The 17,366-nt window shown below is 68.6% G+C and carries 15 protein-coding genes; 8 read left to right on the forward strand and 7 right to left on the reverse strand.

Features of this window, described 5'->3' with window-relative positions; all coding sequences use genetic code 11:
- The first annotated feature begins 126 nt into the window (after positions 1–126).
- From KOR34_RS24385 to KOR34_RS24400, 4 genes are all read left to right on the forward strand, one after another.
- Entirely contained in the window at positions 127–786 is a 660-nt protein-coding gene (locus tag KOR34_RS24385; protein WP_146568745.1) for a sigma-70 family RNA polymerase sigma factor, read from the forward strand.
- Between the two features lie 348 nt (positions 787–1,134).
- Complete coding sequence (locus KOR34_RS24390) at positions 1,135–3,081, forward strand: serine/threonine-protein kinase (protein WP_146568746.1); 1,947 nt, start codon at positions 1,135–1,137, stop codon at positions 3,079–3,081.
- Positions 3,078–3,617 (forward strand): hypothetical protein, encoded by a 540-nt coding sequence (locus KOR34_RS24395; RefSeq protein WP_146568747.1) that lies wholly within the window; start codon positions 3,078–3,080, stop codon positions 3,615–3,617. Before KOR34_RS24390 ends, KOR34_RS24395 begins: the two co-directional genes overlap by 4 nt.
- Positions 3,618–3,784: 167 nt before the next feature.
- Positions 3,785–4,726 (forward strand): hypothetical protein, encoded by a 942-nt coding sequence (locus tag KOR34_RS24400; RefSeq protein WP_146568748.1) that lies wholly within the window; start codon positions 3,785–3,787, stop codon positions 4,724–4,726.
- 256 nt (positions 4,727–4,982) lie between these two features.
- On the opposite strand, the gene KOR34_RS24405 is transcribed toward KOR34_RS24400, so the two are convergent.
- Both KOR34_RS24405 and KOR34_RS24410 read right to left on the reverse strand, forming a co-directional pair.
- Positions 4,983–6,158, reverse strand: coding sequence for a glycosyltransferase (locus KOR34_RS24405; RefSeq protein WP_146568749.1), 1,176 nt, complete (start codon positions 6,156–6,158; stop codon positions 4,983–4,985).
- A 682-nt stretch (positions 6,159–6,840) separates the two neighbouring features.
- Positions 6,841–8,583 carry a HEAT repeat domain-containing protein gene (locus KOR34_RS24410; RefSeq protein ID WP_146568750.1) on the reverse strand — a complete coding sequence of 581 codons (1,743 nt, stop codon included), beginning with the start codon at positions 8,581–8,583 and terminating at the stop codon, positions 6,841–6,843.
- A 146-nt stretch (positions 8,584–8,729) separates the two neighbouring features.
- Between KOR34_RS24410 and cutA the strand changes: the two genes are divergently transcribed.
- Positions 8,730–9,050, forward strand: a complete 321-nt coding sequence (cutA, locus tag KOR34_RS24415) for a divalent-cation tolerance protein CutA (protein ID WP_146568751.1) — start codon at positions 8,730–8,732, stop codon at positions 9,048–9,050.
- On the opposite strand, the gene KOR34_RS24420 is transcribed toward cutA, so the two are convergent.
- The 3 genes from KOR34_RS24420 to KOR34_RS24430 all read right to left on the reverse strand — a co-directional run bounded on the left by KOR34_RS24420 (position 9,040) and on the right by KOR34_RS24430 (position 12,376).
- Positions 9,040–9,711, reverse strand: coding sequence for an esterase/lipase family protein (locus tag KOR34_RS24420; protein WP_146568752.1), 672 nt, complete (start codon positions 9,709–9,711; stop codon positions 9,040–9,042). The genes cutA and KOR34_RS24420 overlap by 11 nt on opposite strands.
- Before the next feature lie 90 nt (positions 9,712–9,801).
- A complete protein-coding gene (locus KOR34_RS24425; protein ID WP_197531716.1) occupies positions 9,802–10,764 on the reverse strand; it encodes a beta-propeller domain-containing protein in 963 nt (320 codons plus the stop codon).
- Positions 10,765–10,807: 43 nt separating this feature from the next.
- Positions 10,808–12,376 (reverse strand): hypothetical protein, encoded by a 1,569-nt coding sequence (locus tag KOR34_RS24430; RefSeq protein ID WP_228714757.1) that lies wholly within the window; start codon positions 12,374–12,376, stop codon positions 10,808–10,810.
- Between the two features lie 224 nt (positions 12,377–12,600).
- Here KOR34_RS24430 and KOR34_RS24435 point away from each other — a divergent pair, with 224 nt between their 5' ends.
- Positions 12,601–13,452, forward strand: a complete 852-nt coding sequence (locus KOR34_RS24435) for a phytanoyl-CoA dioxygenase family protein (protein ID WP_228714758.1) — start codon at positions 12,601–12,603, stop codon at positions 13,450–13,452.
- 94 nt (positions 13,453–13,546) lie between these two features.
- Positions 13,547–13,750, forward strand: a complete 204-nt coding sequence (locus tag KOR34_RS24440; RefSeq protein WP_146568756.1) for a hypothetical protein — start codon at positions 13,547–13,549, stop codon at positions 13,748–13,750.
- A 205-nt stretch (positions 13,751–13,955) separates the two neighbouring features.
- Here the strand turns inward: KOR34_RS24440 and KOR34_RS24445 are convergent, their stop codons facing one another.
- On the reverse strand, positions 13,956–14,603 hold the full coding sequence (locus tag KOR34_RS24445) for a hypothetical protein (RefSeq protein ID WP_197531717.1): 648 nt from the start codon (positions 14,601–14,603) through the stop codon (positions 13,956–13,958).
- A 114-nt stretch (positions 14,604–14,717) separates the two neighbouring features.
- A protein-coding gene (gene prfB / locus KOR34_RS24450; protein WP_390620807.1) for a peptide chain release factor 2 occupies positions 14,718–15,837 on the reverse strand; the annotation gives its coding sequence in 2 pieces (ribosomal slippage) (positions 14,718–15,767 and positions 15,769–15,837; 1,119 coding nt in all).
- Positions 15,838–16,060: 223 nt separating this feature from the next.
- On the opposite strand from prfB, the gene mnmA reads away from it, so the two are divergent.
- A complete protein-coding gene (gene mnmA / locus KOR34_RS24455; RefSeq protein WP_146568759.1) occupies positions 16,061–17,179 on the forward strand; it encodes a tRNA 2-thiouridine(34) synthase MnmA in 1,119 nt (372 codons plus the stop codon).
- Positions 17,180–17,366 lie beyond the last annotated feature (187 nt).

The raw sequence follows: 17,366 nt of genomic DNA on the forward strand, positions 1-17,366 counted from the left end.
GGGCGGCAGCTCCGTGGCGAGCAGCGCTGGGATGCTGCGGATGAGGGGTGAGGTTTGCCGTGGCGGGGCAATCCGCGATACTACACTTGTCCCGTGCGATTAACGCCTTCAGCCAGCGAGCAGCCCATGCCCCCAGCCACCGACGAGCAGCTCCGCCAGCGGCTGGTCGACGGCGACGACGCGGCCCTCGGCGAGGCGTTCGCGCTGCACCGCGAGCGGCTCCGCACCGGCCTGGTGTTCCGCATGGACCGGCGGCTGCGGGGGCGGCTCGACCCGGACGACATCCTGCAGGAGGCGTTCCTGCAGGCCTCGACCCGGCTGGACCACTTCCGCGGCACGGTCGAGAAGGACCCCGACAGCAGCCTGTTCGTCTGGCTGCGGCTGATCTCGACCCAGACCCTCATCGACGCCCACCGCCGGCACATCGGCGCCAAGATGCGGGACGCCGGCCGCGAGGTGCACCGCGGGCCGAGTAGAAACGCCGTGGCGACCAGCGTTTCCTTAGCAGACTGCCTGCTGGGCCACCTGACCTCCCCCAGCCAGGCGGCCATCCGCGAGGAGCTGGGCGCCCGGCTCCAGGACGCGATCGCCACGATGAGCGAGAACGATCAGGAGATCATCGCGCTGCGGCACTTCGAGGAACTGACCAACGGCGAGGTCGCCGAGGCGCTGGGGATCGAGGTAAAAGCCGCCAGCATCCGGTACGTTCGCGCCATCAAGCGGTTAAAAGAAGTAGTCGACGGCATCCCCGGGATGAAGAGCTTCGAGTCGCTGCTGAACCGGTGACCCGATCGGGGCCCAGCGAGGAAGCCAGAAAAGCTGGAAACGGAAGGCAACAAAGGAAACGAAGAAGAGAGGAGCCTAGCCGGCGGAGGCAGGGCCTCGCACGGCGCCAGGCGATGATTGATGCAAGCGTTGTTTCATCAGGCGGACGAACTCTCTCACGACTCTACTAGCGCTGCAATTGAAGTTCACCCGGAGATGGGACCCGGACTGCGGCCTGATTATCCACTTCCATGAGCTCCGCCTCGTTGGTGGCGTTGCTCGACTGATCCCGCCCGGCGCCGACCAAGAATCTTAGACTCCGTAACTCTGCTCTCTCTGCTGCCTCCTGTTCCAAGACTCCTACGCCCAATGGTGGAGCACACCGAGAACCGAGAACCGATTGAGCTGCTCGCCGAGCGGTTCTTGGAGGACCGCCGGCAGGGGCGGCGGGTGACGATCGAGGACTACGCGGCCGCACACCCCGACCAGGCGGACGAGATCCGCGACCTGTTCCCCACGATCGTCGCGCTCGAGGAGGCCAAGTCCGGCGGCCGCGACGACGCGCCCAAGCGGTTCGACTGCCCCGACCGGCTGGGCGACCTGCGGATCCTCGGCGAGATCGGCCGCGGCGGCATGGGCGTCGTGTACGAGGCGGAGCAGGAGTCGCTCGGCCGCCGCGTGGCGGTGAAGGTGCTGCCCGGCAGGGCGTTGTTCGACACGCGGCAGCTCGAGCGTTTCCGCCGCGAGGCCCGCACGGCCGCCGCGCTGCAGCACCCCAACATCGTGCCCATTTACAGCGTGGGCGAGCAGGACGGGCTGCACTACCTGGTGATGCAGCGGATCGACGGCGTGGGCCTCGACGTGCTCACCCGCCAGGTCGGCCGGCAGACCCGCAGCGGAGCGCTCGCGTCGGCGTCGAGCGTCAGCCTGGCCGGCGACGAGACCCTCGCCGCGCACACCGTGCGGGGGCTCGAGGACGGCGTGGCCGCCGCCATGGAGGTTGACCGCTGGACGCTCGACGGCCCGTCCTCCGGCCACCCGCCCGACTCGCGGGCGAACGAGGCGCCGACCGTCGAGTTCACCGAGGACCCCTCGCTGTCGGGCGCGGTGCGGGCCGGGTCGCTGGGCCGCTCGCTGATCGACGACCACAGGGTCGACGTCAACGCGTTGGACCCCGCCTACTACGACAGCGTGGCGAAGATCGGCGCCCAGGCGGCCGACGCGCTCGCCTACGCGCACGGCCGCGGCGCGCTGCACCGCGACATCAAGCCCGCCAACCTGCTGCTCGACCGCACCGGCCGCGTCTGGGTGACCGACTTCGGGCTCGCCAAGATGATGGACCAGGACGGCATGAGCCGCACCGGCGAGCTGCTCGGCACGCTCCGCTACATGTCGCCCGAGCAGCTCCGCGGCGAGGCGACCGCGCGGTCCGACCTGTATGCGCTGGGGCTCACGCTGTACGAGCTGGTGACCTTCCGCTCGCCGTTCGAGGCGCCCACCCCCAGCCAGGTGCTGCAGATGATCAACGAGCACCAGCCCGAACGGCCCCGCAAGCTCAACCCCAAGCTGCCCGTCGACCTGGAGAAGATCATCCTCAAGGCGATGGCCGCCGACCCGGCCGACCGGTACGCCACGGGCGAGGAGATGGCGGCCGACCTGCGGCGGTTCCTGGACAACCAGCCGGTCACCATCACGCGGGCCGCGTTCGGCGCCCGGGTGAGCAGGTGGCTGACAGCAAACCGCGTGGCCGTGGTCGCAACCGCCGCTGCGCTGCTCGGCGCCGCCGCGGTGTTCGCCGTCGGCGCGCTGCTGGGGCCGCCGCCGCGACCGCCCGAGGGCGCCGCCGAGGTCGAGACCCCGCCGATCGAAGAAGACTTCGAGCCGCGCGGCCAGGGACGCCGTGGCCGCGGGCTGCCGCCGGTCGACGGGCTGCCCCCGCGCTTCGGCCCACCGGGCGAGCGCCGCGGGCCGCCCCATGACGATTGGCGTGGCGAGGACCGCCGCGGCGACTTCGGCCCGCGCCGCGGCAGCGGGCCTCCGCCCGGCGAGGGGCGGCGGGGCGAAGGCCGGCGTGGCGACGGGCCGCGGGGAGAACGGTCCCGGGACGACGGCCCTCGCGGCGACGGACCTCCGGACGACTTCGACGGCCGGCCCCTCGGCGAGCGGTTCGGACCCGGCAGCCCGCAGGGCCAGGCGCGGCGCGATTTCCTGTTCGAGCAGCGGCGGCGTCGCCAACAGGAGCTCGACCGGATAGAACAGGAGCAGGCCCAACAAGACGGCCCTGAACTCCCCCCTGCCCCGCCCGACCAGCCGTGACCCAAGAGAGCACCACCCTGCAGAGCATCGCCACCCAGGAAGACCGATTGCGTGCGCAGTTCCGGTTCGATGCGGACCGCTTCGCACAGAGCGTCTTGCTGTCGGACCGCGAGTTGCTAGTCAGCTGCGAGCCGAGCGAGCCGCTGGCCGGCCCGGTCTTCCAGGAGGTGTACCGCCAAGCGACCCCGGCGGGCGGCCAGATCGCGTTCCTCACCGGCATGGCCGACAACCACTACTGGTCGGCCAGCATCGAAGCGGCGGCGGACCGACTGTCATTCGACTTCGCCTGCCGCACCAAGGGCCGCCGCGCCCACGTCGCGGCCGAGTACCGGCTGGCGGACGACGCCGAGGCGGACCTCGCGTCCGGCGAGCTGCGGCTGACATTCCCCGACGGGCCGTCCGCCCTTATCCGGCCGACCCCGGTCGAGGGCCACCCTACTTGCCAGTTGATGCTGGCGGGGCGGGTGGTGGTGCTGGCGCCGGGCGAGGGCTTCGAGGGCGACCCGCGGTGGGCGTTTGAGGTCGTCGCCAGCTAGCCGGGCGAGTCGCCGTTCATTGGCCGTAGGCCAGCGCGGCCTAGCTAGCACGGCGATTCGCCATAGGTCGTGCATGCCGCCGCTGCTATACTCCGCGGCCTAACTGAGTATTGGGTCGGCAAGGACGCCGGCCAGCACGCCTTAAGCTCCAACTTACAGGCCCACGCATGACGCGTTCGCTCGCCGCCGCTTTGGTCGCCCTCGTCTTGGTTCCCGCCCTCGCCCCGGGCCAGCAGCAGCGTTCGCCGCTGGTCGCGGCCGCCCCGCAGTCGCAGCCGGCGGTCCAGCCGCAGGCGCCCCCCGGGTTCCAGCTCAACACCGCGCAGCAGCAGTACCTGGACCAGGTGCTGGACGTGTGGGAAAAGTCGAGCGACCAGGTCAAGACCTTCAGCTGCCCGTTCGTCCGCTACGCGTACGACGCGTTCAGCCCGGCGGCGACCATCGCGTCGACCATCGAGGAGGGCGAGGTCAGCTACCAGAAGCCTGACAAGGGGAGCTTCAAGATCGCGAAGATCCACCGCTGGCAGGCCACGCCGGTCGAGCCGGGCTTCAAGGGGCCGCCGCAGGGCAAGCACGTGCACGACAAGGACGCCGTTGGCGAGCACTGGGTGTGCGACGGCAAGTCGGTCTTCCAGTACAACACCACCGACAAGACCCTGGTCGAGCGCCCCATCCCGCCCGAGATGCAGGGCAAGAGCATCGTCGACACGCCGCTGCCGTTCCTGTTCGGCGCCGAGGCCGCGAAGCTCAAGGCCCGCTTCTTCATGAAGGCGTTCCAGGCGTTGGACGCCAACAAGCAGCCGATCCCCGACGTGATCCAGATCTCGGCCGTGCCCAAGAAGATGGCCGACGCGGTCGAGTACCAGATGGTGGAGATCCAGCTCGACCGCCGCACGCTGATGCCGCAGTCGATGAACATCATCCGCCCCGACGGCAGCCGCAGCGCGTACGTGTTCTACAAGGACAAGGTGAGCATCAACAACACGCTGGACCGCCTGAAGTGGACCAGCCTGTTCGCCACCCCCAGCACGCCGCTCGGCTGGAAGCACGTGGTCGACGCGCCGTCCACGCAATCGGCCGCCGCCCCGCAGAACGGGGCGACCCGGTAGCCTTCAGCTCTGCAGCCGCAGGCGGCGGGGAAGAAAGTTACGGCAGTAGCGAACCGGCGATTCCGTAACAGCGGCGGGTGCCGGGGGCGCTCCGCGATAGCGCGAGCCCCCGCGATGTACCACCCGCGGCCTGAACCATTTCGCGGCTACCCTGCTGGGAGCGCCCCGGCGCCCGCCGTAGTGAGGCTACGGCAAGGCAGGCTGACTAGCGCCGTAACAGCGCTTCGCTTGTTACGGCCTACCGTTTCGCCGCCTGTTAATCGTCTAGCAGCTCGCGGTACACCTCGGCCACCTGCGCGGCCATGGCGTCGTCGGAGAACCGCTCGGCGTGCCGCGCGATCGACTCGGCGGACGCCTGCTCGTAGTCGATCTCCCCGTCGACGAGCGACTCGATCGCGCTGGCCAGCTGGCTGACGCTGCCCGGCTCGACCAGGCAGCCGGTCCGGCGGTGCACGACCGCCTCGGAGGTCCCCTCGCAGCGGGTGGCGATCACCGGCAGCCCGGCCGCCATCGCCTCGAGCACCACCATCGGCAGCCCCTCGCCGAACAGGCTCGGCAGCACCAGCGCGTCGCAGCGGCGGAGCTCGGCGTCGACGTCCTCGGCGAAGCCGACCCACTTGATCAGACTCCCCACGCCCAGACGGTTGGCCTGCGACACGAGCTGGTCCTGGTACTCGGGGGTCTCGAACGGGCCGATCGCGCGCACGTTGACGTCCAGCCCGTTGGACCGCAGCAGCGCGAGCGCCTCGAGCAGCACCTCGGCGCCCTTGCGGGGCCGGAACAGCGCGACCATGCCGAGCGTCCACAAACCCTTCGGCCGCGGGCGCGGCTCGGCGTTGGCCACGGCCGGCACGCCGTTCAGCACGCACCGCAGCCGCTCGCCCGCCACGCCCAGCGACTTCATGTGGTCGGACAGCGTCGGCGAGACCGTGATCAGCCGCGCCGCGTCCGACACGCTCCACCGCTCGACGCGGTCGTTCACCCAGTTGGCGAACGGGCGGGTCGAGTCGCGGCTGGTCGGGCTGTGCACGTGGTACACGAACGGCAGGCCGAGGCGGCGGGCGGCGATCGAGCCGACCATCGCCGACCGCGGCGTGTGCGCATGGATCAGTCGGTAGCCCCCTTCACGCGCGACCCGCGCCACGCGGCGGGCGGCCCGCAGGTCCCACCGCGAGCCCATCGCCAGCTCCTCCAGCGGCGCGTTGGTCGAGTGGCGGAAGTCGCCGAACTTGCCCGGCTTGAGCGCGACGAACCCCGCCTCGAACCCGTGGTCCGGCAGCCGCAGGCCGAGCAGGTCCTGCACCCGCTCGGCGCCCGAGTAGTGCTCGCCGTTGATGACGTGCAGCACGCGGGGCAGCTGCTCTTCGGTGGCGGGGACAACGAGGCGCAGCTCGGGCGCAGACGGAGAAGCAAGGTCGGTGAGCGGGGTCATCGCGGGCGGCGGTTCCAGAGGAGCAGGGTCGACTCTCAAAGGAAAGCCTAGTGCGCGTCTGACCGCCCGGTCGCGCCGCCCGTAGCGGTTGGTCCGGCTGTGCGGGCTGGCGGGTCCTCGGCGGGCGACTATCTGCACGGCACGCCGGGGCTGTGGCAGGCTGGCCTGACCTTGTCTTTCACCGGCCCCGCAGTGCCCGACTCTCTCGCGCGCCGGTTCGGAGAACCGGCGGCGCATTCTTGACGCCCGTCCTGGGAGCTGAATTCCTGGCGTCGGTCGCGGTTGTTTGCTGAAACCGGCCACCCAGCGCGGTCCAATGATGGGGGTATCTCACCGCGCCCAGGTGGCGAAGCGCCCTCGCGTACGCGGTGGTAGGCGAGCCCATCGCGGGGACTTCCCTGCGGGAGCGCCCCCGCCACCCGTGTGTCTGCTTGCGCAGCCGAAATCGGACAAAACCCCCGTCGCCTTAGTCAGAGGAGGCTGTCGCAATGGGATAATACAAAAGCACTTACGAGAGAACTGGGCCGCGGTACGCCCCGAGTTTTGTCCGCTGCGCGCGTGTTTTTGGGCAAAACGAATCGGACGAAACCACCGCTGCAGAATGCCCGTCTCGCGAATGTGGGAGGTCTGCGCGACGTGCGTTGGGAACCAGCGATGGGCTGCGCGGTACTAGCTACCGCGCTCAGTTGCGTTGCTGGATGCGGCGGAGGGAGTCGTTCGCGGCGCTGCGGACGCCGGGGTGCGACTTGCGCGCGGCGATTTTCAGCACACGGTACGACTTCGGCGAGCCGACGTCGCCCAGCAGCTCCAGCGCCTGGGGCATGATGGTCGGGTCAAGCTTCAAAACCACGGCCAGCAGCGGCGCCTCGGCGTCGGGGCCGGCCTCGCGGAGCGCGGCGGTTGCGGCCTCGCTCGCGCTCGTGACGCCCAGCAGCTTGATCAGCGCCACGATGCCCTCGGGCGTGCTGTGCTCGCGGAGCGTCTGGACGGCGGCGGGCGGCACGCGGAGCGGGTTGGTGTTCAGGTACTCGATGACCAGCGGCACGCTGTGCTTGCCGGCGTGCATCTCAAGTCCGCGGATGGCGGTCTCGCCGTCGGACATCATGTAGTGCGGGTCCTTGAGCAGCGCGCGGTAGCCGCGGGCGACCATCCGGCGGACGTCGCTGTTCCTGATCGACGAAGGCGGGACGTCGAGCAGCTCAACCGCGGCGGTGCGGAGCGCGATGCGGTCGTCGCTGTTGAGCGCCTCGGCGAGCTCCAGCTGCTGCTTGTCGCGGCCGGTCAGGTTCTGCAGCGGGGTAGGCTTGGCCGCGGTCGTCCTGGTGGGCGAAGCCGCCGAGGCCATCCGGCCGGTCGGCCAGGCGGGCTGGGCGGTCGGCTGGGTGGTGGGCACAGCGGGCTCGTCTTCCTCCTCGGCCCACGGGCTGTCGGCGGCGCCCGCCGGGTCAGCGGCGCGCCAGTCGGTGGCGGCTGGTTCGGCGTCGAACGCGGAGTTGAAATCGGCCAGCGCCTCGCGGCGCATGTCCTCGGCACGCCGGTGCGCGTCGGCCACGTGCTGGTCGTGCCTCTGCTCGATCGCCTGCACCCGCTCGTCGTGCGTCATGTCGGGCTCGAACAGATTGTCGAAGGAGGAATCATGCCGAGCGACCTGCCCGTGGTCTGGGGCGTTCCGCGGCGGCGAGGCGTGGGATGGCGAGAAGACGAACGACCGCATGCCGGGGTCGACATCCGTGACGGTCCCGTGGCTGGCGAGCTTCGAGCGGTAGGCGTCGAAGTCGTTGACCGGGCCGACAACCACGGTCGCCTGGTCCGCGGCGACGAGCCCGGTGGCGTCGCCGTCGGCGGCGTCGATGAGCGTCTGGGCAGCGCCGGGGCCGCCCTGTTTGATTTCGACCTCCACTACGTTCGCCGGGCCGTGCTGCTCGTAGAGTTTGAGCAGCTGGCGGCTCGTGTCCAGGTCCGCCACCACCGGCAAGCGGGGCGCTCCCTGGATCTTGGCGACCTCCTGCATCATCTCGACCGTGGCGATCATGAATTCGACCGACTGCATCTTCATCATCGAACAGAACGGCTCGGAGAGGTCGTTCCGCGCGTCGAGCTTCTCGACGGCCAGCGTCGATTCCCGCTCGGCCTTCTGCGAACGCTTCTTCAGCGCCTCGGTAGTCGACTTCAGCACCTTGTCCTGTGCGTGCTTGCGGAACAAGGCCGGCCCTTCGCGCTTCGCGCGGATCATCGCAACGTAGCACTGCCGCACGTCGTCGAGGCGTTCATCGGCCGCCGCGGGGCTGTCGATCTCGTTGAGCAGCTTGGTCAGCCGTTCGATCTGAGTGCACTGCTGCTCGGTCCACGTCAGCAGCGGGCTCTTGTTGCAGCCGACGGCAAACAGGCAGACAAACAGAAACAAGAACGCGGCGGGTTGCTTCATCGGGCTGTCGCGAGGAGTTCGGTGCGGACCGCGTCGTGCGGTCGGCAAGCCTTGACCCTACCAGAGCATTCGGGGGTCCGCAACGATTTCGCGCCCATGGTGTAGAATGATTCGCAAACCTGCCATCCCCCGCCCGACCGACCGTCATGACTGATTTCATCCAGGTCCGCACCACCACCGGAGACCACGCCGTGGTTGAGCGGATTGCGACCGAGCTGGTCGACCGCCGGCTGGCCGCGTGCGCCCAGATCGCCGGCCCGCTGACCAGCACGTACCACTGGCAGGGCGAGGTCGAGACCAGCAGCGAGTACCTGTGCACGCTCAAGTGCCGGGCGTCGGCGTTCGACGAGGTCGCGGAGCTGATCGGTTCGCTCCACCCGTACGACACGCCGGAGGTGATCGGCACGCCGCTGTCGCATGTCAGCCGGGCGTACGCCGCGTGGCTGGACGAGACCCTCAGCCGCTAGCGGCCGCGCTGCCAACTGGCCGACCGGCCGGCGCTGCTTCGGCCCGCAGGAACTGGCCGTGCCGCAGGAACTGTGCCACCTGCAGGGCGCACTCGCTGGTCCACAGCGCGGCGGTGTGCATGCCCTCGACCAGGCAGTGGTCACGCTGCCCATCCAGGTGGGTGCTCTCCAGCGCCACCACCCGGTCCAGGCGGGTCGCGATGACGCCCACCTCGGCGTGGCCCGGCGCGGCGGGCAGCGAGTTGACGAAGCTGTCCGGCGTGTCACGCAGCTCGTAGAGCGTGGGGCTCAGCAGGCCACGCAGGCGGGTGAGCCGCGTCGCGGCGTGCGAGCCGCGGTTCGGCGGGGCGATCATCACCACCCGACCGATGCCCGTGGGCAGCGACTCCTCAAACGCGCACCGCATGGCGATCGACCCCATGCTGTGCGCCACCACGTGCACCCGGCTGTAATCGCCGCTGGCGGCCAAGCGGTTCAGCTCGCTAGCGAGTCGGCGGCCGATGTCGCGGTTCGACCCGCGCAGGGAAAAGTACCCCCACAGCCGCGTCACATACCCCTCCCGCTGCAGGCGGCGGGCCAACGGCCACATCAGCCAGCGGGTGGAGCCGATCCCGTGCAGCAGCACGATGAGCTCGGGCTTGTCGGCAGCGGTTTGGGGCACGGCGGGGTCTCGTGGGGCGGCGGACTTGCCCCACACTATACGCGCCGCCGCCCGATTGGAAAGATCGCCCACAGCCTCGGCCGCCCGCGGCTACTCCGCCGCGTCGATCACCCACGAGTTGGCGAGCGCGTCGCCAAAGTTCTCATGATCCTTGAATGCCCACACCAGCCGCTTGTCGCGGGTGACCTCGATAATCTGCGGGTTGTCGGGCCCCGCGTGGCAGTTGCCGATAACGAGATTGCCGTTCGCCAGCGGCTGCACCGTGGTGACCCAAGCCAGCGTCACGCCCGGCAGGTCGCGCTGCTCAAGGCGCCAGACGACCTCCTTCTCTGGGGTGACCTCGATCACGCCGTGCCCGTTGCCGGTGGCGATCAGGGTGTTGCCGTTGGCCAGCCGCTCGGCGGCGAACACCGCGTTGCCCCACGCCCGCGCGCCGTGGCCGCCGCGGGGCTGCTTGCCGAACAGGGGGACCGGGTAGTCCCACACCACCTTGCCGGCGGCGTCGTACTCGCGGACGGCGCCGTCCCCCTCGTGGGCGACCAGGTAGCCGCCGCCCGCCAGCTTGCGGACCAGCCGTGTGTCGTGGTGGGGGTCGGGGTTCTCGACCTTGAGCTTCACCTCGTGCTGGATCTGGCCGCCGCGGTCAACCTCGATGATCCGCGCCGGCCCGGACTCGGCGATCATCGTCAGCCCGCTGGGCAGCCGCTGGAACGAGTGCACCTCAACCCGCTTCCCCTCGTTGCCGCCCTGGGCGGCGGAATCATACTCCCATACAACGCGGTCATCAGACGGGTCCACCTCGACGATCCGTGTCCACGAGAGCTGGAACAGCACGTTGCCATTCTCGAGCAGCTGCAGGTCGTGGATCGGGCCAATCTTGTGCTCCCAAGCGATCCGGCCGTCGGCGTCGACGATTGCGATCCGCCCGACGCTGTAGTCGGCCGCCAGCACCCGGCGGCCGGCGTGCTCAGGATCGGCGGCGGCCTGGGAAGCGAGAGACAGCGAGATCGACAAAGCCACAAGCGCCCGGCGCAGCGTGAGACAATTGGTCACGTAAGAAACCTCAAGAGTTGTGCTGCCAGGCGCGGTTGAAGGGTTACCGACGAAGGAATACCGCACCGCCCAGCGCGAGGAAAGCCGCGAGCGTGACGCCCGCCGGCTCGGGCACAGCGGCGACCGCCGACGAACCCCCTGCTATCGCCCCGAAGTTTTCGCGCCAGGCGGCGTACTGATCATCGCCGATCGACTCGCCGGTCGGGTCGTTGGGCAGAGTGCCAGCGGGGGCGCCGAGGTTGTCTCGCCAAGTGGTGTAGTCGGCCGCGTCGACGATCCCGTCGTCGTTGTAGTCGCCGGCCAGCGTGATCGGGAATTGGGACAGACGCGTCACGCTCAGCTCAATGTAGCTGCCAACGTCGTCGGACGAGGTCCCCAGCACGCTGAACTCGTACCACTCGTCGTTCAGCTCCCAGGGGTCGGTCGGGGCGGGCGGGTTGAAGCTCAGGAAGTCCTCGCCTTCCGTGTCCGACCAGAAGACCGACGTGCCGAAGGCGAGGTCGCTGATCGACTGCCCCACCTCCAGCTCCCGCTCGCCGTTGTTGCGGTCGGTCCCGCCCTCGAGGTCCATGTCGAGGATCGCCTCGCCCATGTAGAACTGCACCCCGTCGCGGCCCGACCGGTACTCGAGCGTGAGCTCCTGGTTGTAGGGCTCGAACCGCCTGGTGCTGGTGTTGAACCGCTCCGCCTTGCGGGTGTAGCGGAGCCCGTACAGCTTGTCGGCGGCGTAGGTTTCCTCGACGCCGTAGTAGTCGAAGGTCTCGTCGCGGGCGAGCAGCAGCTCGTCGTGCGCGTAGATGCGGTAGGTTCCCTCGCCGAGGTCGGTCAGCTCCGGCACCTGTTCGTCGGACAGCCAACCGTACTTGTCGTGCTTGGCGATGATCGAGAAGTGCTCGTGGCTGATATTGCCCATCACGCTGTAGGGGTTGCCGTAGCCGTCCAGGTGCACACCGAACGTGGTGGGCTGCAGCCCGTCCCGGCTGGTGCTGTACTCGCGGTACTGCTCCCGATCCCCGTCCCAGACGTAGGGCGTGTAGTTGTTGTCGCTGACAGCGCGGTAGGCGCCCGAGTGCGGCGCGCCAATGTGGTGCCCCAGCTCGTGGTCGACCACAATCTTGCCCCAGTCGGAGGTGATGTCGGGCTGGACCGCGATGTTGTTGCCCGGGCTTACCGCGATGCCGGACCAGCCCTGGTCCGCGTCCGGCTCGGTGCTGCTGACATCGAACAGGTTGAGGTGGAAGTCCTCGGGCTCGATCCCGTAGTTGCTGCGGACGTAGTTCTCGCCAAGGCCGAACCAGTCGTCGGGTCGGGTGCCGTTAGAGTTCAGGGCGAGCGGGACGTCCAGGATGTGCGTGAAGCGGATGTCGTACTGCCCGCCAGAATTGACGGCGTAGAACTTGCGGGTCTGGGCCTCCAGCTCGCGGATCTGGGCGATCTGGAACGAGGCCATCGGGCGGCCGCTGTCGCTGCGGAGCTTGAGGTACACCGAGTCCCGCAGCCCCGTGCTCTGCGAGCGGGGACGACGCGGGAAGACCGCCGCCGTGGCGTCAGCGGCCAGCATCAGGGCCGCTAGCACAAGGGTTGCGCAACGCACGCGTCCGCCTGCGGGCATAATCGCTCCTCAAGGATCGCTCGGCGGACCGCTGCCTCAAGCGATTCCGCACGCTCTGTTCCGGTCAAACCAGACACGACGTGTCCGGTTCTCCATACCGGTCGCGGGCTATCGGTTACAATCAACCGCTCCAATCGGCGGTGATCAGCGGCGCAAACGCTGTTCCCGCCGCTAAGCAAGCCGGCATGGGCACGGTCGCCCGTGCCCACCACGGAGGCCGTTCATTGGACTTCTCGACAATCCACCACCCCGCGGGCAGCCTGTTTCCGCCAGCGGAGTCTGCTCAGTCGGCGGTGCTGAGCGACCAGCAGGTTGCTTCGTTTAACGAACAGGGGTTCCTGACCGGCGTCCCGCTGCTCGACGACGCCCAGTGCGAAGCGCTGTGTGATGAGCTGAGCGGGTTCTTCGACCCAATGCATGAGGGCCGCGAGCTGTGGTACGAGTACCACACGAACGAGTCCACCTCGCCGGACACCGCGCTGTTCCACGCCCTGGGCGCATGGCGGCTGCGCCCCGGGTTCCACGACCTGCTCTGGAACCCGCGGCTGGTGGGCGCGGCAGCGCAGCTGCTCGGCGGCAGGCCCCGCTTCTGGCACGACCAGCTGTTCTGCAAGCCGGCCCACCACGGGGGAGTGGTCGCGTGGCACCAGGACTACTCGTACTGGACGCGCACCAAGCCGATGCGGCACCTCACCATCTGGATCCCGCTGGACGACTGCGACGAGGCCAACGGCGCCATCCAGTACGTGCCGGGCAGCCACGAGTGGGACCTCCTGCCAATCACCGGCCTGGCCGGCGACATGGACGCGATCGGCGAGGTGCTGACCGACGATCAGTACCGGGCGCTGCGGAACCCGGTGTCGGTCGTCGCCCCGCGCGGCCACGCGGCGTTCCACGCGCCGCTGACCGTACACGGCTCACCCGCCAACAAGAGCGACCGCCCGCGGCGGGTTGTGGTGGTCAACCTGGTGGCCGACGGAGTGCGCAGCGACTCGGACGAGTCGCTGCTGGCCGGTGTGCCGATGGTCCCCAAGGGCGAGCCGCTCGGCGGGCGGTTCTTCCCGCTGTTGGGGTAGCACGACTCTGTTTCACGAGATCACCTGACGCACGACCGCTATGCCTGAAGAGACGCAATCCAAGCCACCCCGGCCTCCCCACCAAACGCCGCTAGTGATCAAGCTGGTAGCGGTCGTGATCGTGGCCCCATTCCTTTTCATGGTGCTACGCCTGTTCGCTATGCTTGGCGTCGGAATGCTGTTAGCGGGCGTGCCTCTGATCGAAGCGGAAACGGGCAAGGAGGTCGCTGACTGGCTCTCATCGCTGATAGGCCTAGGCCTATCAGGCTGCTTACTGTGGCATGTCTGGAAGATGTAGCGGCGGAATAACCAGAGCATGGGTGAAGCCAACGCCGACTGGCAGTAGCTTCAGTAGACCGGTCGAACCTCTCAGCGGGCTTCCAGCTTGTGCATGTCAGCCCAGAACAATGGCGGATCGATCGCCGCGCTAAGCTGCTGACGGCGGAAGTGGACAAGTCAGCACTCGCCTAACCCCCATTGGGACAATGCCGGGATGAGTCCAGTTACGGCCACCGCATGTCACCCAGCGCAATCTCAAACCGCCAGCTCAGCTTCATCGGCGGCTGATCGCTGATGGCTGGTTCGGCCACCACCGCTACCGCTGGCCGCGAGTTCCAGGCAAGCGTGTTTGGCAGCTCAATGCGGCAGAACGGCGAACGGGTCGCCTCCACCTCGTTCCGCAGCCGTAGCGTCCAACACACCCCGGCGGTTCGGAAGGTCGCCGCCTGGCTTGAGCCGCTGAGCAGCCGCGCCCGCGGCGTGTGGTAGCTCGACCGCACCTCGGGCGCCGCGGTCGCCAACCGGCAGCTCGCCTCATACAGCAGGCGATCGTCCGCCAACGGGTCGGGCCCGAGCGCCACCTTCCAGCTGCGATCAGTCGATACGCCGATCAGCTTGGCCTGCGTCGGCAGCGGGCGTGGGGAGTACCCCAGGTCGTCAACGTTCAGCCCGTGCAGCGGTGGGCTGTCAGGGTTTTGTGGATCGCGGCCGCTTGCGGCGCGCAGCAAGACGACGGGCTCGACAGGCCCCCGACGCATCTCAATCCGGTGGGTGTAGAGCCGCTCGTCGCGCGAGAACACCGCCACCAGCGTGCCGCAGGGGGTCGCCACCGCGTGCTCAACCGACGCCTTAGCCGGGCTGCCTCGGAACATCTCGGCCTCCACGCGACTACGGACGGTTTGCCAGTAGTGGTTCGACACGCCGCGGCGCCGCTATTCCCGGCGCTGCTGGCGCGGCCGCCCTGTGTCGGATGACACAAGCGACGGCTAGTCCTCGTCGTCCTCCTCAACCGGCTGCCCGGCGCGCCAGCGGAGGGTGGCCTCCAGGAAGCCCTGGATGTCGCCGTCCATGACGTTGTGGAAGTTGCCCTGCTGGTACTTGGTGCGGGCGTCCTTCACCCGCTGGTCGGGGTGCAGGAAGTAGTTGCGGATCTGGCTGCCGAAGCCGGTCTTGGCCTGCTGCTGGTACTTGGCGGCCTCTTCGGCTTCCCGCTTCTCTTCCTCCACCCGCGCCATCCGCGCCCGGAGCATCTTCCACGCGCTAGCGCGATTCTTGTGCTGTGAGCGTTCCGCCTGGCACTGCACGACGATGCCGGTCGGCACGTGCGTGAGCCGGATCGCCGAGTCGGTCTTGTTGACGTGCTGGCCCCCGGCGCCGCTGGCACGGTAGGTGTCCTCGCGTACGTCCGCCTCGTTGATCTCGACTTCGACCGAGTCGCTAATCTCCGGCGACACGTCCACCGCCGCGAAGCTGGTCTGGCGTTTGCCCTCGGAGTTGAACGGGCTGATCCGCACCAGGCGGTGCATGCCGCTCTCACCCTTGAGGTAGCCGTAGGCCATCGGCCCGCGGAGCGCGATGGTGGCGTTGTTGATGCCGGCCTCGTCGTTGTCCTGGCGGTCGAGCAGCTCGGCCTTGTACTCGTGCTTCTGCGCCCACTGGATGTACATCCGCAGCAGCATCTCGGCCCAGTCGTTGGCGTCGGTGCCGCCGTCGCGGGCGTTGATGCTGATGATGGCGCCGGTGTTGTCGTGCGGGCCGCTCAATAACGCCGACAGCTTGAGCTTCTCGATCAGCTCCTCGAGCTTCTCGACCTCGCCGGGGACCTCGGCCTCAAACGACTCGTCCTCCTCGGCCATCTCGATGGCGGCGGCCAGGTCGTCGTTGGCGGCGATCCCCTCGTCCAGCGGCGCCACGACGGCGGTCAGACCCTTCAGCTCGGCGATTGCGGCCTGCGCCTGCTCCTGGTCGTTCCAGAAATCGGGCGCGGCCTGCGCCTGCTCGATCTCGGCGATGCGTTGTTTCTTGCTGTCGTAGTCAAAGAGAGTCCCTGAGCTGCGTCAGGGCCTCGTGGATCGCCTCGGCGCGATCAGTCCATTGCTTGTCCATCTACTCACCGTCCGTTGAAGGGTTGAGAGCGGCGATTATAGACGGTCCATTCGGGACGGACGAGGCGGGGGAACCACAAAGGCACGAAGGCACAAAGCCATTCCGAAATCCCCTTTAGCGGCCCCGGTAGCCGGAGAGGACCGGGTTCCCCCTCCGTGTCCTCTGCGTGCTCTGTGGTAAAATGTCGTCGTCTTCGTGCCTTTGAGTCTTTGTGGTTCTCAAAATGTCCCTCGTAGTCCTAGCCATGTCCGGCGGCGTCGATTCGAGCGTCGCCGCGCACCTGCTGCTCGAGCAGGGGCACGAGGTGATCGGCGTGTTCATGCGCCACGGCGAGCAGTCGCCGGCCGCCTGTTCCACGGAATCCACCCCCGGCTCACTGCCGATCGTCAACCGCCTGGACCACAAGCAGGGCTGCTGCACCGCGGCCGACGCGGAGGACGCCCGGCGGGTGTCCGACCGGCTGCGCATCCCGTTCTACGCACTGGACCTGAACGAGGAGTTCGGCCAGATCATGGACTACTTCGCCGCCGAGTACGCTCGGGGCCGGACCCCCAACCCGTGCGTGCAGTGCAACAACTGGATCAAGTTTGGCAAGCTGTTCGACTACGCCGACTCGGTCGGCGCCGAGTACGTCGCCACCGGGCACTACGCGCGGATCGATGATTCCAGCAGCGAGCCGGTTCTGCTCCGCGGGATCGATCAATCCAAGGACCAGTCGTACGTGCTGTTCGGCATCAAACGCCGCGACTTGTCGCGGATGCTGCTGCCGGTGGGCGGATACCAGAAGCCCAAGATCCGCGAGCTGGCCGCCGGCATCGGCCTGAACGTTGCGGAGAAGAAGGACAGCCAAGAGATCTGCTTTGTCACCAGCGGCCGCTACGACCAGTTTGTCCGCCGGCGACTGGAGAGCGGCGGCGAATCGGGCGACCGCTCGGGCGAGCTGGTCACGACCGACGGCCGCGTCGTCGGCCGGCACGACGGCATCGAGGGCTTCACGGTCGGACAGCGGAAGGGCCTGGGCGTGGCGCTCGGCGAGCGGGCGTTCGTGGTGCGGATCGAACCGGACACCAACCGCGTGGTGCTGGGCGACCGCGCGGCGCTCGATGCTAGCGAGCTGACCGCCAGCGGATGCAACTGGCTGACCGATCTGCCGCCAGAAGAGCCAATCGAATGCCTGGCCCAGATCCGCTACAACGCCAAGCCGGCCGCGGCGGAGCTAGTGGTCCAAGCGGGGCACAAGCTGAGCGTACGGTTCAAGTCGCCCCAGTTCGGGGTAGCCCCCGGGCAAGCAGTGGTCTGCTTCGACGGCGAGCGAGTCCTCGGCGGCGGCTGGATCGATTGATCGAGAGCAACCTGCGGCGGAAGCCGTTGGTGCGCCGGGTTGCCTGCGGTTCAGCTCCACTCTCCTGAGCTCCGAACCCTGCCGGCTTCCGCAGGCAGTGGCTTGGGACTACGAGCAGTGCGCAAAAAAAAGCGAGCCGGCTGCTCCGCGGCCGGCTCGCTTGCCTCAACGCCCTCTGTCCGGCTCC

This window comes from Posidoniimonas corsicana, assembly GCF_007859765.1.
GTDB classification, from domain to species: Bacteria; Planctomycetota; Planctomycetia; order Pirellulales; family Lacipirellulaceae; genus Posidoniimonas; species Posidoniimonas corsicana.

What these genes read in the sequence shown, in the direction of transcription:
- KOR34_RS24385 (WP_146568745.1), top strand. Translation starts at nt 127, where the DNA reads ATGCCCCCAGCCACCGACGAGCAGCTCCGCCAGCGGCTGGTCGACGGC.
- KOR34_RS24430 (WP_228714757.1), bottom strand. Translation starts at nt 12,376, where the DNA reads ATGCCCGCAGGCGGACGCGTGCGTTGCGCAACCCTTGTGCTAGCGGCC.
- cutA (WP_146568751.1), top strand. Translation starts at nt 8,730, where the DNA reads ATGACTGATTTCATCCAGGTCCGCACCACCACCGGAGACCACGCCGTG.
- KOR34_RS24390 (WP_146568746.1), top strand. Translation starts at nt 1,135, where the DNA reads ATGGTGGAGCACACCGAGAACCGAGAACCGATTGAGCTGCTCGCCGAG.
- mnmA (WP_146568759.1), top strand. Translation starts at nt 16,061, where the DNA reads ATGTCCCTCGTAGTCCTAGCCATGTCCGGCGGCGTCGATTCGAGCGTC.
- KOR34_RS24445 (WP_197531717.1), bottom strand. Translation starts at nt 14,603, where the DNA reads ATGTTCCGAGGCAGCCCGGCTAAGGCGTCGGTTGAGCACGCGGTGGCG.
- KOR34_RS24405 (WP_146568749.1), bottom strand. Translation starts at nt 6,158, where the DNA reads ATGACCCCGCTCACCGACCTTGCTTCTCCGTCTGCGCCCGAGCTGCGC.
- KOR34_RS24410 (WP_146568750.1), bottom strand. Translation starts at nt 8,583, where the DNA reads ATGAAGCAACCCGCCGCGTTCTTGTTTCTGTTTGTCTGCCTGTTTGCC.
- KOR34_RS24400 (WP_146568748.1), top strand. Translation starts at nt 3,785, where the DNA reads ATGACGCGTTCGCTCGCCGCCGCTTTGGTCGCCCTCGTCTTGGTTCCC.